The organism is Streptomyces sp. NPDC019937, from assembly GCF_040631655.1.
Classification (GTDB): Bacteria; Actinomycetota; Actinomycetes; order Streptomycetales; family Streptomycetaceae; genus Streptomyces.
Window position 1 is genome coordinate 440012 of the sequence record NZ_JBEYAL010000001.1, and the last position, 15884, is coordinate 455895.

At 73.6% G+C, this 15884-nt stretch carries 3 protein-coding genes; all 3 read left to right on the plus strand.

Annotated features, from left to right (window positions below):
- The first annotated feature begins 14 nt into the window (after positions 1 to 14).
- The 3 genes from ABZ562_RS01775 (at position 15) to ABZ562_RS01785 (ending at position 15880) form a co-directional block, all read left to right on the plus strand.
- Complete coding sequence (locus ABZ562_RS01775) at positions 15 to 593, plus strand: DinB family protein (protein ID WP_361472479.1); 579 nt, start codon at positions 15 to 17, stop codon at positions 591 to 593.
- A gap of 199 nt (positions 594 to 792) precedes the next feature.
- Positions 793 to 5694 (plus strand): type I polyketide synthase, encoded by a 4902-nt coding sequence (locus tag ABZ562_RS01780; protein ID WP_361472482.1) that lies wholly within the window; start codon positions 793 to 795, stop codon positions 5692 to 5694.
- 40 nt (positions 5695 to 5734) lie between these two features.
- Positions 5735 to 15880: a type I polyketide synthase gene (locus tag ABZ562_RS01785; RefSeq protein WP_361472485.1), complete on the plus strand. Its 10146-nt coding sequence runs from the start codon at positions 5735 to 5737 to the stop codon at positions 15878 to 15880.
- The last annotated feature ends 4 nt before the right edge of the window (positions 15881 to 15884 follow it).

Genomic DNA, 15884 nt, shown 5'->3' on the forward strand with positions numbered 1-15884 from the left:
AGGGCCCGAACACCGTGACCGCCACCACCACACCCCCCGCGACCCTCGACGCCGAGCGGACCGACCTGCTCGCCGCGCTCGCCACCGCCCGATCCGCCCTCATCCACACCACCCGCGGGCTCAGCGACGAACAGGCCGCCGGGCAGCCGACGGCCGGCGCGCTGTGCCTGGGCGGGCTGATCAAGCACGTCGCGTCCATGGAGGAGACGTGGATGCGCTTCGTGGCCGAGGGCCCGTCGGCGATGCGCTACGACCTGCCCGACGGTGTCACCTGGGCCGACATCGCGGCCGGTACCGCGCGCGCGTTCCCGCAGTGGATGATCGACCACCAGAACGAGTTCCGGATGCTGCCCGGCGAGACACTGGCCGGGATCGTCGAGGACTACGAGCGGGTCGCCGCCCGCAGCGCGGACGTCATCGCCTCCGTATCCGACCTGTCGGCGACCCATCCGCTGCCGGAGGCGCCGTGGAACGAACCGGGAGCGGTGTACAGCGTCCGCCGGGTACTGACGCACATCATCGCCGAGACCGCCCAGCACGCCGGACACGCGGACATCCTGCGCGAGACGCTCGACGGCCAGAAGTCGACCTGACGGGCCGATGGGGAGGCATCGAGGCCCGCGCGGGTGGCTCACCGCCCGCGCGGCAGTCTCAGCCGCCCCACGACGAACGCCTCGGAGGGGCGGGCGAGGTTAGGGGCGATCAGGGGTTGGGGGCCCTTATCACCCTGCGTAGCGTTCCCGGCAAGCGCGCGTCGCAGTGTCGGGCGCTTTTCGACCCGGGGTGGCTGTGGTGGGCAACCAGGAGAAGCTTCTTGACTACCTCAAGCGCGCGACCACGGACCTGCGCGCTGCCCGCAAACGCATCGCGGAGATCGAGCACCGCGACCGGGAGCCGATCGCCATCGTGGCGATGGCGTGCCGCTATCCGGGCGGGGTGGACTCGCCCGAGGGGCTGTGGCGGCTGGTGGACGAGGGCGTGGACGCGATCTCGGAGTTCCCGGCCGACCGGGGCTGGGGCGTGGAGGACATCTACGACCCCGAGCCCGGCAAGCCCGGGAAGACAGCCGCCCGCGAGGGCGGATTCCTCCACGACGCGGCCGAGTTCGACGCCCAGCTCTTCGGGATCAGCCCGCGCGAGGCGACCGAAACCGACCCCCAGCAGCGCTTGCTGCTCGAGGTGTCGTGGGAGGTGCTGGAGCGGGCCGGCATCGATCCGCTGTCGCTGAAGGGCAGCCCGACGGGCGTGTTCGCCGGGCTCATGTACCACGACTACGCGCGGGGCAGCAACGGGGGCAGCGTCGTCTCCGGCCGGGTGGCCTACACGCTCGGCCTCGAAGGTCCCGCCGTGACCGTGGACACGGCGTGCTCGTCGTCGCTGGTCGCCCTGCACATGGCGACGCAGTCGCTGCGCTCGGGCGAGTGCGCACTCGCCCTCGCGGGGGGCGTGACGGTGATGTCGACCCCTGAGATGTTCATCTACTTCAGCGAACAACGCGGTCTGGCGACGGACGGCCGCTGCCATTCGTTCGGCGCGGGCGCTCACGGCGTCGGCTGCTCCGAAGGCGCCGGGGTCCTCCTGCTGGAATGGCTGTCGGACGCGCGGCGCCACGGCCACCCGGTGCTGGCGGTCGTACGGGGGAGCGCCCTCAACCAGGACGGCGCCAGCAACGGCATGTCGGCACCGAACGGCCCGTCCCAGCGACGCGTGATCCGCCAGGCGTTGGCGAACGCGGGTCTGTCGGCCGCTGAGGTGGACGCTGTCGAGGCGCATGGTACGGGGACGACGCTGGGCGATCCGATCGAGGCGCAGGCGCTGCTGGCGACGTACGGACAGGATCGGGACGAGCCGCTGTGGCTGGGGTCGGTCAAGTCCAACATGGGCCACACCCAGGCCGCTTCGGGCGTGGCCGGGATCATCAAAGTGGTGCAGGCGATGCGGCACGGCGTGTTGCCGAGGACGCTGCACGCGGATGAGCCGACGCCGCAGGTGGACTGGTCGGCGGGCAACGTCCGGCTGCTGACCGAGCCGAGGAAGTGGCCGCGCGGCGAACGCCCGCGCCGTGCCGGTGTCTCCTCGTTCGGGATGAGCGGCACGAACGCCCACGTGATCGTGGAGGAGGCGCCACCGGTCGAGGACGAGCCCGAGGAGCGCCGCCCGCTGCCGGTGGCGCCCATCGTCGTCTCGGCCGCGACCGCAGACGCACTTCAGGCGCAGATTCAGCGGATCGGCGCCTTCGCCGCGGATCACGATGAGCTGGATGTGGCGTTCTCGGCGGCGACGGGGCGTGCCGTGCTGGAGCATCGTGCGGTGCTGGTCGGGCCGGAGACGATCAGCGGTGTGGCGGCGGGCGGGGGTGGCAAGCTGGCGTTCCTGTTCACCGGGCAGGGTAGTCAACGCCTGGAGATGGGGCGGGAGTTGTATGACACCTTCCCGGTCTTCGCGGCGGCTTTCGACGCGGTGTGCGAGGCGTCGGGGCTGCCGTTGAAGGAGGTGATGTGGGGTGGTGACGAGGCGGCGCTGCACCGCACGGAGTTCACCCAGCCCGCCATCTTCGCCCTGGAGGTGGCCCTGTTCCGGCTGGTGGAGTCCTGGGGGCTTCGGCCGGACTTCCTCGCCGGCCACTCGATCGGCGAGCTGGCGGCGGCGCATGTGGCGGGTGTGCTGAGCCTGGAGGACGCGGCGCGCCTGGTGGTGGCGCGGGGGCGGCTGATGGGGGCGTTGCCGTCCGGTGGGGCGATGGTGGCGATTCAGGCCACGGAGGGGGAAGTGGCGCCGCTGTTGGACGGTGCGGTGGGGATCGCTGCGGTCAATGGTCCGTCGTCGGTGGTGGTTTCCGGTGCCGAGGATGCTGTGGCGAAGGTCGCCGACCAATTCGATGACCGTAAGACGAGGCGTCTGTCGGTCTCGCATGCGTTTCATTCGCCGTTGATGGATCCGATGCTGGAGGAGTTCCGCGAGGTCGCGGAGGGTGTGGAGTACCGGGAGCCGGGGATCCGGCTGGTCAAGGATGTGGGGTCGGCGGGGTACTGGGTGCGGCATGTGCGGGAGGCGGTGCGGTTCGCCGATGACGTGCGTGCGTTACGGGACGAGGGCGTGACCCGGTTCCTGGAGGTGGGGCCGGATGGTGTGCTGACGGCGATGGCGCAGCAGTCCGTCGAGGGCACGATGGCGGCCACGCTGCGCCGGGATCGCTCCGAGGTGGAGGGTGTGTTCGCCGGGGTGGGGCGGCTGTTTGTGGCGGGTGTGGCGGTGGAGTGGGGTGCGGTGTTCGCGGGGCGCGGGGCGCGGCGGGTGGAGTTGCCCACGTATGCCTTCCAGCGCAAGCGCTACTGGCTGATCGAGCAGCCCAAGACCTCGGCCGACTCCGTCGACCATCCGCTGCTGACCTCGATGGTGGAGCTTCCCGAGGGCGGCGGGGCGGTGTTCACCGGGCGGCTGTCCCTCGACTCCCACCCGTGGCTCGCCGCCCACGACGCGTTCGGCGCGGTGGTGGTGCCCGGGCAGATGTTCCTGGAGCTGGCGCTGTTCGCCGCCGAGCGGACGGGCCGGAGCCGGGTCGAGGAGCTTGAACTCCACACACCGCTGGTCATGACCGACACCGAGGACGCCCTGACGCTGCGCATGGTGGTCGGTGAGACGGGGAACGTCAGCGTGCACGCGCGGCGTGACGGCGAAACGACCTGGGTGAAGCACGCCAACGGTGTTCTTTCCTCCGAGGCCGACGGCACCTCCTGGCCGCGCGATGAGGCGACGTACGCCGAGGTGCTCGACGCCGCCGCAGAGGCCGCGGGCGTGCACACCGACGGCGGGCCGACGCTCGCCCACGCGTGGCGCGGGGTCTCGGTGCGCGTCGACGAGGCAGGGGGTCCGGCCCTGTCGGTGGACTCGGCCGGGACACGTCCGATCTCCACGGAGGAGGTGCGGGCCCACACCGGGGGCCGCGAATCGCTCTTCCACGTCGAGTGGATCGCGCCACCGGCGCCACCCGCAGCCCCCGGGACCGGCGCTGATGTGGTGGTCTACGCGTGCCCGCCGGTGGCGGATGCCACGCCCGAGGGTTTCCGCGCGCTGACCCGTGAGGTCCTGTCCGTCGTCCAGAAGTGGCCGGCCGATGAGCGAGCGGCGTCCTCCAGGCTCGTGGTCGTCACACGTGGCGCGACCGACGGCGCCGACCTGGGGCATGCGGCGGTATGGGGGCTGGTGCGCGCGGCGGAGGGGGAGCACCCGGGCCGGTTCGCCCTGATCGACCTGGACGCTGACGCCGAACTGCCCGAGGAGGCGTTGCGCCTCGACGAGCCCGAGATCGCCGTGCGCGACGGCCGGATCCGGGTGCCGAGGCTGGCGCGCGTCCCGGCGCTGGACGGGGCCCCGTCGTGGGACCCGGACGGCACGGTTCTGATCACCGGTGGCACCAGCGGCCTCGGCGCCCTGACGGCCCGCCACCTGGCCGGTGAGCACGGCGTCAGGCGCCTGCTGCTGACCAGCCGCCGGGGCATGGACGCACCGGGCGCGGCCGAACTCGTCGCGGAGCTGACGGCGTTGGGCGCCGAGGTGGAAGTGGCCGCCTGCGATGTCGCCGACCGGGACGCCGTGGCCGCGCTGCTGTCCGGACGGTCCTTGACGGGCGTCGTGCACTCGGCCGGGGTCGTGGACGACGTACTGATCGGGGCGTTGACGCCCGAGCGGCTGGACGCGGTGATGAGGCCGAAGGTGGACGCCGCCTGGCATCTGCACGAACTCACCGGCGACCATGACCTCTCGGCGTTCGTGATCTTCTCGTCCGTCGCGGGCACACTCGGTGGCGCCGGGCAGGCCAACTACGCCGCCGCGAACGCCTGGCTGGACGCGCTCGCCCGGCATCGCGCCGCCCACGGGCTGCCCGCGCTGTGTCTGGGCTGGGGGCCCTGGGCCCAGGTCGGCGGCATGGCCGACCGGATGGACGAGGCCGAGTTGCGGCGGCTGCGGCGTACGGGAATGCCACCGCTGACCCCCGACGAGGGACTGGCCCTGCTGGACGCGGCGACCGTGCCCGGGCGGCCGGCCCTGACGCTTCCCGTGCGCTTCGACCTGACGGTGATGCGCACCCAGGCCGACACCGGAACACTTCCCGCCCTGTTCCGCGGGCTGGTGCGCGCCCCGGCCCGCCACACGGCATCCGGCCAGGCGTCGCTGGAGCGGCGGCTGGACGGGCTGACCGGGGCGGAACGCCGGCAGCTGCTGCTGGAGCTGGTACGCGGCCACGTCGCGCGGATCCTGGGGCACGACGGGGTCGAGGAGGTCCCGCCGGACCGCGCGGTGAACGAGCTGGGCCTCACCTCGCTGGGCGCCGTGGAACTGCGGAACGCGCTCAACGCCGAGACCGGTCTCTCGCTGCCCCCGACCCTGGTGTTCGACTACCCGACCCCCCTCGCCGTCGCCGCTCTCCTGCACGACGGGCTGCGCCCGGCCGAGGCCGACCCCGCCGCGCCACTGCTGGCCGAACTGAGCCGGCTGGAGGACGCCCTGACCGTGCTCGCGGCGGACGACGACGCCGCTCACGCCAAGGTCACGGCCCGGCTGGAGGCGGTGTCGCGCCGGGCGCGGGACGCCCGGAGCGGAGTGGTGGCGGACACCGGACCGGGCGACGCCCTGGCGCCCGCTTCCGACGACGAGTTGTTCGAGGCGCTGAACAAGGAACTGGGACTGTCCTGACGGACACCGCGTCTGCTTGTGGACTTTCACGGATGGGTTGATGACGATGTCGAAGGACTCCAACGAGGACCGGCTGCGGGAGTATCTGCGGCTCGCCACCGGTGAGTTGCAGCAAACCCGGCGCCGTCTGCACGAGGTGGAGGACCGGGAGCGGGAGCCGATCGCGATCGTGGGCATGGCCTGCCGTTTCCCCGGTGGCGCGGCCACGCCGGAGGGGCTGTGGGAGCTGGTCGCCGACGGCCGGGACGCGGTGGGCGAATTCCCCACCGACCGGGGCTGGAACCTGGACGGGCTGTACGACCCGGACGGGTCGGGCGAGAACACCAGCTACGTCAACCAGGGCAGCTTCCTCGACGGCGCGGGCGACTTCGACCCGGAGTTCTTCGGGATCAGCCCGCTGGAGGCGCTGGCGATGGACCCCCAGCAGCGGCTGCTGCTGGAGACCTCCTGGGAGGCGGTGGAGCGGGCCGGGATCGACCCGCCCTCGCTGAAGGGCAGCGCGACCGGTGTGTTCGCCGGGCTGGTGTACCACGACTATCCGGCCAGCAGCGTGACGGGCGCTCTGGTGTCCGGCCGCGTGGCCTACACCCTGGGTCTTGAGGGCCCGGCGGTGACGGTCGACACCGCCTGCTCGTCCTCGCTGGTGGCGCTCGACATGGCGGTCAAGGCGCTGCGTGGCGGGGAATGTCCGCTGGCGCTGGCGGGCGGGGTGACCGTGATGTCGACGCCGGTCACCTTCGTGGAGTTCAGCCGGCAGCGCGGCCTGTCGGTGGACGGCCGGTGCAAGGCGTTCGCCGCGGCGGCCGACGGCACCGGCTGGGGCGAGGGCGTCGGCGTGCTGGTGCTGGAGCGGCTGTCGGAGGCGCGCCGCAACGGCCACCGGGTGCTGGCGGTCGTACGGGGCACGGCGACCAACCAGGACGGCGCCAGCAACGGCCTGACCGCGCCGAACGGCCCGTCCCAGCGCCGGGTCATCCAGCAGGCGCTGGCCAACGCGGGCCTGACGGCGGCCGATGTGGACGCGGTGGAGGCCCACGGCACGGGCACGACGCTCGGCGATCCCATCGAGGCGCAGGCGCTGCTGGCCACCTACGGGCAGGAGCGCCCCGAGGACCGGCCGCTGTGGCTGGGATCGGTCAAGTCGAACGTCGGCCACACGCAGGCGGCCGCGGGCGTGGCCGGTGTGATCAAGATGGTGCAGGCCATGCGGCACGGGATGCTGCCGAAGACGCTGCACGTGGACGAGCCGACACCGCAGGTGGACTGGTCGGCGGGGAACGTCCGGCTGCTGACCGAGGCCCGCGCCTGGCCGGAGGGCGACAGCCCGCGCCGCGCCGCCGTGTCGTCCTTCGGCGCCAGCGGGACGAACGCGCACGTGGTCCTGGAGGAGGCCCCGCCGACCGGCACACTGCCGGAGGACGGCCCGGAGCGCCCGGCGGTGCCATGGGTGATCTCGGGCAAGTCCGAGGCCGCGGTGCGCGAATACGCCGCCCGGCTGCGGGACGTGGCGGCGGGGGACGCCCGCCCGGTGGACGTGGGGTGGTCGCTGGCGACGCGGCGGGCGCCGTACGCGTACCGGGCCGCGGTGGTGGGTGCCCGGGGGGAGGAGATCGCGCAGGGCCTGGCCGCCGTGGCGCAGGGGCAGGCTCCGGTGGTGCCGGCCCGCCCGGGGACCGGCCCGGTGATGGTGTTCCCGGGGCAGGGGTCGCAGTGGGTCGGGATGGCGGTCGAGCTGATCGCGTCGTCCGAGGTGTTCGCGGACCACATGGCCGCGTGTGAAGAGGCGCTGGCGCCCTTCGTGGACTGGTCGCTCCGCGATGCGCTGGGCGAGGGGGCCATGCTGGAACGGGTCGACGTGGTGCAGCCCGTGCTGTGGGCGGTGATGGTGTCGCTGGCGGGGCTGTGGCGGCACTACGGCGTGGAGCCCGTCGCGGTGGTGGGCCACTCCCAGGGGGAGATCGCCGCGGCGAGCGTGGCCGGAGCACTGTCGTTGCGGGACGGGGCCCGGGTGGTGGCGTTGCGCAGCAAGGCGCTGCCCGCGCTGTCCGGGCGGGGCGGGATGGTGTCCGTCGCCCTGCCCCGGGAGGAGGCGGAGCGGCTGCTCGCACGGTGGGGCGACCGGATGTCCATCGCGGCGGTGAACGGTGGCGCCTCTACGGTGGTCTCCGGCGAGGTGGCCGCCCTGGAGGAACTGATCGCCGCGTGTGAGGCGGAGGAGGTGCGCGCGCGGCGGATTCCGGTGGACTACGCCTCGCACTCGGCGCAGGTCGAGCGGATCGAGCAGGAGCTGTTGGAGGTGCTGGCGCCGATCCGGCCCCGCGCCGCGCGGATCCCCTTCTACTCCACCGTGACCGGCGACCTCATGGACACCACGGGGCTGGACGCGGGCTACTGGTACCGGAACCTGCGGCAGACCGTGGAGTTCGACCGGGTGATCGGCCTGCTCACCGAGCGGGGCGTGGACGTGTTCATCGAGGCCAGCGCGCATCCGGTGCTGGCACCCGGCATGGAACGGACCGCGATCGGCACCCTGCGCCGCGACGACGGCGGCCTGGACCGCTTCCTGACCGTCCTGGCCCAGGCCCACACCCATGGCGTGGACGTCGACTGGGAGAAGGTGTTCGCCGGAACCGGCGCCCGGCAGGTGGAGCTGCCGACGTACCCCTTCCAGCACCGCCGGTACTGGCTGACCGACGCGGTGGCGGGCGCCGACGCGGCCTCGATGGGACTCGGCGCGCTGGACCATCCGCTGCTGGGGGCGACGGTCACCCTCGCGGACTCGGACGAGGTGGTGCTCACCGGACGGCTGTCGATCGGGGCCCAGCCCTGGCTGGCCGACCACGTCGTCGACGGATCGGTCCTCTTCCCCGGCACCGGATTCGTGGAGCTGGCGGTGCGCGCGGGCGACGAGGTCGGCTGCGGCCGGATCGACGAACTGACCCTCCACGAACCCCTGGTCCTCGCCGAGCGCGGCGGGGTGGCCGTGCAGGTCGTCGTCGGCACCGCGGACGAGGCGGGCCGCCGCGCGGTCACGGTGTACTCCCGAGACCAGGACGCCATCGACCTGCCCTGGAACCGGCATGCCACCGGTCAGCTGACCGCGGCCGCCTCGACCGGTGGCGGCGACGACCTGACGGCCTGGCCGCCGCCCGGAGCCGAGCCACTGAACCTCGATGTCGGCACCCTGTACGGGGAGTTGATCGGCCTGGGCCTGGCGTACGGGCCGACCTTCCGGGGACTGCGGGCGGCGTGGCGGGCGGGCGACGAGGTGTTCGCCGAGATCGCCCTGCCGGACGACGCCGAGCCGGACGCGTACGGTCTGCACCCGGCCCTGCTCGACGCGGGCCTGCACGCCATCGGCCTCTCCCCGGCGGGGTCCGGGGACGCGGCCCTGCTGCCGTTCTCGTGGTCGGGCGTGGAACTGCACGCCTCCGGCGCGGGCGCGCTGCGGGTGCGCGTCACCCCGCTCCAGGACGGTGTCGCGGCGCTGACGATCGCCGACGCGACCGGGCAACCCGTCGCGACGATCGAGTCCTTGGTGCTGCGGCCCCTCACCGCCGTGCGGGCCGAGCCCCGTACCGAATCGCTCTTCCACATCGCGATGACCCCGCTCCCGGCCGGCGGGGACACGGCCACCGAGGCGCCGTCGCCCACCGGCACGGAGGTGCTGCGCGTCGCCGCCGGATCCGATGTGCGTACGGCGGTGAACCAGGCGCTGGAGGCGCTGCAGACCGCCGACTCACGTCTGGTGGTGGTCACCCGGGGCGCGGTCCCGGTGACCGGCGAGGACGCCCCCGACCTGGCCGCGGCGGCGGTCTGGGGCCTGGTGCGCAGCGCCCAGACCGAGGACCCCGGCCGGTTCGTCCTGGTCGACCTGGACGCCACCGACGCGGATGCCACCGGCGCAAACGCCACCGGCGCGACGGACGACGCCGCCATCGCGTCGGCGTGCGCGACCGGGGAGCCCCGGATCGTGGTGCGCGGAAACGCCCTCTACGCTCCCCGCCTCGCCCGGCTGGCCACATCCGCACCCGGCCAAGGGGACGTTCCGGCAACGGAGTTCGGCGAATCGGTGCTGATCACGGGCGGGGTCGGAGTGCTGGGCGGCCTGATGGCCCGCCACCTCGTCACCGAGTACGGCGTACGGCGGCTGCTGCTGACCGGTCGCCGGGGCGCGGACACGCCGGGCGCCGCCGACCTGGTGGCGGAGTTGACCGGGCTGGGGGCCGAGGTGGAGGTGGCGGCGTGTGATGTGGCGGATCGTGAGTCCGTGGCCGCGCTGCTGGCGGGCCGGGAGCTGACCGGCGTCGTGCATGCGGCGGGTGTGCTGGACGACGGGGTGATCGCGTCGCTGACGCCGGAGCGGGTGGACCGGGTGCTGCGTCCGAAGGTGGACGCAGCGCTGCATCTGCACGAGCTGACGCGCGAGATGGACCTCACCGCGTTCGTGCTGTTCTCCTCCGCCGCCGGGGTGATCGGCTCGCCGGGGCAGGGCAACTACGCGGCGGCCAACGCGTTCCTGGACGCCCTGGCCGCACACCGCCGCGCCCAGGGCCTGCCCGCCCTGTCCCTGGCCTGGGGTGTGTGGCGGACCAGCTCCGGTATGGCCGGGAGCCTGGGCGACACCGACCGGTCCCGGATGACCCGCGGTGGAATCCTCCCGCTGTCCCACCGCGAGGGCCTGGCACTCTTCGACGCGGCCGCCCGCACGGCCACCCCCGCGGCCGTCGTCCCCGTGAAGCTGGACCTCGCGGCGGTCCGCGCGAGCGGATCCGTCCCCGAGCTGCTGCGTGGCCTGGTCCCCGCCGTCACCCGCGGCACCGCCCGGACCCGGGCCGACGCGGACGGCCTTCGCCAGCGGCTGGTGGGCCTGTCCGAGAACCAGCGCCTGGAGACGCTGCTGACCCTGGTCCGCGCCCAGGCCGCCACGACCCTCGGCTACGCCGGGCCGGAGGCCGTCGACCCGGAGCGCGCGTTCCGCGATCTGGGGGTCGACTCGCTGGCCGCGATGGAGCTGCGCAACGCGCTGGGACAGACGACGGGACTCCGGCTGCCGGTCACGCTGGTGTTCGACTACCCGACCCCCGCCGTCCTCGCGCGCCATCTGCTGGACGAGGTGTCGGGCACCGTGCAGGAGCGCCACGTCAAGCCGGTCGCGACCGCCGCCGACGGCGACCCCGTCGCGATCATCGGCATGGCCTGCCGCTACCCCGGCGGAGTGTCCTCGCCGGAGGACCTGTGGCGGCTGGTGGACGACGGTGCGGACGCCATCTCGGCCTTCCCCGACAACCGGGGCTGGAACCTGGAGCGGATCTACGACCCCACCGGCACCCGGCCGCGCACCACCTACGTCGACAAGGGCGCGTTCCTGTACGACGCGGCCGAGTTCGACCCCGGCTTCTTCGGGATCGCGCCGAACGAGGCAATGGTCATGGACCCCCAGCAGCGGCTGCTGCTGGAGGCGTCCTGGGAGGTGCTGGAGCGCGCGGGAATCGACCCGACGACGCTGAAGGGCAGCGCGACCGGTGTGTACGCCGGGATGATGTACCACGACTACAGCCAGAACAGCAGCACGGGCGCCATCGTCTCCGGCCGCGTGGCCTACACCCTCGGCCTGGAGGGCCCGGCCGTCACCGTCGACACCGCCTGCTCGTCCTCCCTGGTCGCCCTGCACCTGGCCGCGCAGGCGCTGCGGTCGGGCGAGTGCACGCTCGCCCTCGCGGGCGGCGTCACCGTGATGGCCACGCCGGACAACTTCATCGAGTTCAGCGAGCAGCGGGGCCTGTCGCGGGACGGCCGGTGCCGCTCCTTCGCCGCCGCGGCCGAGGGCTCCGGCTGGGGTGAGGGCGTGGGCATGCTGCTCGTCGAGCGGCTGTCGGACGCGCGCCGCAACGGCCACCCGGTGCTGGCGGTCGTCCGGGGTACGGCCACCAACCAGGACGGCGCCAGCAACGGGCTGACGGCCCCCCACGGCCCCTCCCAGCAGCGCGTGATCCGGCAGGCCCTGGCCAACGCGGGCCTGTCACCGGCCGAGGTGGACGCGGTCGAGGCACATGGCACGGCCACCACCCTGGGCGACCCGATCGAGGCGCAGGCGCTGCTCGCCACGTACGGGCAGGGGCGGGACGAGCCGCTGTGGCTGGGGTCGATCAAGTCGAACATCGGTCACACCCAGGCGGCGGCCGGTGTGGCGGGCGTCATCAAGATGGTGCAGGCGATGCGGCACGGCGTGTTGCCGAGGACGCTGCACGTGGACGAGCCGACCCCGCAGGTGGACTGGGCGGCGGGCGAGGTCCGGCTGCTCACCGAGGCGCGGGAGTGGCCGCGCGGCGAGCGTCCGCGCCGTGCGGGCGTGTCGTCCTTCGGCATCAGCGGCACCAACGCCCACGCCATCATCGAAGAGGCCCCGCCCGTCGAGGAAGCGCCCGCCGAGCGACGCGAGTTGCCGGTCGTACCGCTGGTGGTGTCGGCCAGGACACGGGCGGCGCTGGAGGCCCAGCTCGACCGGATGGCCGCCGTCGGGCAGGACGCGCTGGACGTGGCGTACTCGGCCGCGACGGGCCGGGCCGCGCTGGAGCACCGCGCGGTGCGGATCGGATCGTCGGAGACCGTCATCGGCGCGGTCACCGAAGGCAGGCTGGCGTTCCTGTTCACCGGGCAGGGCAGCCAGCGGGTGGGGATGGGCCGGGAGCTGTATGACACGTTCCCGGCGTTCACGGCGGCGTTCGACGAGGTGTGCGACGCGCTCGACCTGCCGTTGCGCGAGGTGATGTGGGGCGACGAAGTCGCCCTGCGGCGCACCGAGTTCACCCAGCCCGCCGTGTTCGCGCTCGAAGTGGCGCTGTTCCGGCTGCTGGAGTCGTGGGGCATCACACCGGACGTGCTCACCGGGCATTCCATCGGCGAGGTGGCGGCGGCCCATGTAGCCGGGGTGTTCGGGCTGGAGGACGCCGCGCGGCTGATCACGGCGCGCGGACAGTTGATGCAGTCGCTGCCGCCCGGCGGCGCCATGGTGGCCATCCAGGCCACCGAGGAGGAGATCACGCCGCTCCTCGGCGAAGCGGTGGGCCTCGCGGCGGTCAACGGCCCGGCGTCCGTGGTCGTCTCCGGCGCCGAGGACGCCGTGACCGCGCTCGCCGAGCGGTTCGGCGACCGCAGGACGACCCGGCTGAAGGTGTCGCACGCGTTCCATTCACCGCTGATGGACCCGATGCTGGAAGACTTCCGGGAGATTGCCGAGAGCGTCACCTACCACGAACCGGCCATCCGCCTGACGAAGGACATGGCGTCGGCGGAGTACTGGGTGCGACATGTGCGGGACACCGTGCGGTTCGCCGACGACGTGCGCGTCCTGCGGGACGAGGGGGTCAACCGGTTCCTGGAGATCGGGCCGGACGCCGTGCTGACGGCGATGGTCCAGCAGATCGCCGAGGGCACGATGGCAGCGGTGCTGCGCCGCGGCCAACCCGAGACGGAAAGCCTGTTCACGGCGGTCGGGCGGCTGTTCACCGCCGGGGTCCGGGTCGACTGGGAGGCCGTCCTCGGCGGCCGTGGGGCACGCCGCGTCGATCTGCCGACCTACCCCTTCCAGCGGCAGTCGTACTGGCTGGAGTCCGGGCGCGGGCCGGAGGGCTCCGACCATCCGCTGCTGGAGGCGGCGGTCGGGGTGGCGGGCACCGATCAGACCGTGCTGACCGGGCGGCTGTCGGCCGGGACGCAGCCCTGGCTGGCCGACCATGTCGTCGGCGGCGGGCTGGTCTTCCCCGGTACGGGCTTCGTCGAGCTGGCCGTCCGCGCGGGCGATGAGGTGGGATGCGGCCGGATCGAGGACCTGACGATCGAGGCGCCGCTGGTCCTCGCGGAGCGCGGTGCCGTGGCCCTTCAGGTGCTGGTCGGCCCCGATGACGGATCCGGCCACCGGCCGGTCGAGGTGTACTCGCGCGGCGAGGACGAGGTCCACCAGTCCTGGACCCGCCACGCCGCCGGAACCCTGGCCCCGGCCACCGGCGACGGTGCGACGGAGATGACACAGTGGCCGCCGCCCGGGGCGGAGCCCGTGGAAGTGGCGGGCCTGTACGAGGCGCTGGCGGACGCCGGACTGGCGTACGGGCCGGTCTTCCAGGGGCTGAAGGCCGCCTGGCGGCGCGGCGACGAGATGTTCGCCGAGGTCGTACTGCCCGGCGCGGCGGACCGGTTCGGACTGCACCCGGCGCTTCTGGACGCGGCCCTGCACGCCATCCCGCTGCTGTCGGACGACGACCGCGTCGTCCTCCCCTTCTCCTGGACCGGCGTGGAACTGCACGCCTCCGGCGCCGATGCGCTCCGCGTACGGATCACGTCACCGGGCCGGGACCAGATCACCCTGGACGCCGTGGACGGCACCGGCCGGCCGGTCATCTCGGTGGACTCCCTGACCTTGCGCCCGATGGCCACACCGTCGCTCGCCCGCGTCGACTCGCTGTTCCAGGTGGAGTGGACACCGGTGGCCGCACCGGGCCGGGCGGCCGACGACATGACGGTGTGGCGGGCCGACGGCGACGACGTCCGCTCCGCGCTGCGTTCCGTACTGACGGCGCTCCAGGCGGGGACCGGCGCCCTGGCGGTGGTCACCCGTGGCGCGGTGTCGCTCGCCGGTGAGGACGTCATCGACCTGGCCGGTGCGGCGGTGTGGGGCCTGGTGCGCAGCGCCCAGTCGGAGGATCCGGGGCGGGTCGTCCTGGTCGACGTGGCCGGTGCGGACGACGATGCGGACATCGCCCTGGCGTTGGCGGCGGGGGAGCCGCAGGTGGCGGTCCGGGACGGCAAGGTCTACACACCACGGCTGCGGGCCGCCTCGGTGACGGAGTCCGAACCCTCCTCCGTCTTCGGCGACTCGGTGCTGGTCACGGGCGCCTCGGGGGCGCTGGGCGGGCTGGTGGCACGCCATCTGGTGACCGGACACGGGGTGCGGCGGCTGTTGCTGACCAGCCGCCGCGGGCCGGACGCACCGGGCGCGGCGGACCTGGTGGCGGAGTTGACCGGGCTGGGGGCCGAGGTGGAGGTGGCGGCGTGTGATGTGGCGGATCGTGAGTCCGTGGCCGCGCTGCTGGCGGGCCGGGAGCTGACCGGCGTCGTGCATGCGGCGGGTGTGCTGGATGACGGGGTGATCGCGTCGCTGACGCCGGAGCGGGTGGACCGGGTGCTGCGTCCGAAGGTGGACGCGGCGCTGCATCTGCACGAGCTGACGCGCGAGATGGACCTCACCGCGTTCGTGCTGTTCTCCTCGGCGGCGGGTGCGATCGGCTCGCCGGGGCAGGGCAACTACGCGGCGGCCAACGCGTTCCTGGACGCCCTGGCCGCACACCGCCGCGCCCAGGGCCTGCCCGCCCAGTCCCTGGCCTGGGGGCTGTGGGCGACCGATGCCGGTATGGCCGGGGAGCTGGCGGACCAGGACCGGCAGCGGATGGGCCGTGCGGGACTGACGGGGCTGTCGCCCGCCGAAGGGCTGAAGCTCTTCGACACGGCCACCGCCCTCGCCACCCCCGTCCTCGTTCCCATGAGCCTGGACACCAGGACGCTGAACGCGGCCGAGGCACCCCCGATGCTGCGCGGCCTGGTACGCGGCTCCGCGCGGCGGGCCGTAGCGGCGCAGCACGACGAGGGGAGGTCGGCCCAGCTGCGGCAGCGGCTGGCCGCACTGCCCGCCGACGAGCGGTACGACGAACTGCTGGCCCTCGTCCGTACCCATGCGGCGGCCGTGCTGGGGCACGCGGGCCCGGAGGCCATCGAACCCGAGCGGGCCTTCGGCGACCTCGGCTTCGACTCGCTGGGCGCGGTCGAATTCCGCAACGCCGTCAACGCCACCGCCGGGCTGCGGCTGCCACCCACCCTGATCTTCGACTATCCCAACGCCCGGGTGCTGGCCGAACACCTCGCCACGGAACTGGCGCCCGCCCCCGCCGACGGTGACACCGGAGCCGACGAGGACACGATTCGCCGCCTGCTCGCCTCGATCCCGCTCACCCGGCTGCACGACGCGGGCGTGATGGACACCCTGCTCGAACTCGCCGGTGCCGTCCCCGCCACGGCCGCGCCCGTGGCGGAGCCGCGCGACGCGATCGACGCGATCGACGCGTTGGACACCGACACCCTCATCAGCATGGCGCTGCAGGACACCGCCCCGGACGACGCGACGCGAGAAGCCTGAGGAC

Bases quoted from the DNA above. Each gene is read 5' to 3' on its own strand.
- ABZ562_RS01785 (WP_361472485.1), top strand. From the start codon at position 5,735: ATGACGATGTCGAAGGACTCCAACGAGGACCGGCTGCGGGAGTATCTG.